Raw genomic sequence first — 252 nt, forward strand, 5'->3', positions numbered from 1 at the left:
GTTTAACGGCATGTGGGGATACTGAGAAAACTACAAAAAATGAAACTAAACAAGTAAGTTCTGACGTGAAGGATAAGAGTGCAAATAAAGAAACTACGACTGAACGAACTGTTGATTTAAAAGGGGAAGCTTATCGTTGGAGATACGCATCTCGTGACATCATACAAAACTGGCAAAGCAAAGGTGAGACAGTTTATTTATGGTCTGATGCAGAAGGAATTGAGAAATTCATAACGGAAGAGATTAATCGCG

General features: G+C 38.1%; 1 protein-coding gene. It reads left to right on the forward strand.

The genetic code is table 11. The features are described from left to right. A partial coding sequence (locus tag ACS2QP_RS28240) for a hypothetical protein (protein ID WP_438883136.1) occupies positions 1 to 252 on the forward strand: 252 nt, incomplete at both ends.

Source organism: Bacillus cereus group sp. Bce019 (genome assembly GCF_051781745.1).
GTDB classification, from domain to species: domain Bacteria; phylum Bacillota; class Bacilli; order Bacillales; family Bacillaceae_G; genus Bacillus_A; species Bacillus_A cereus.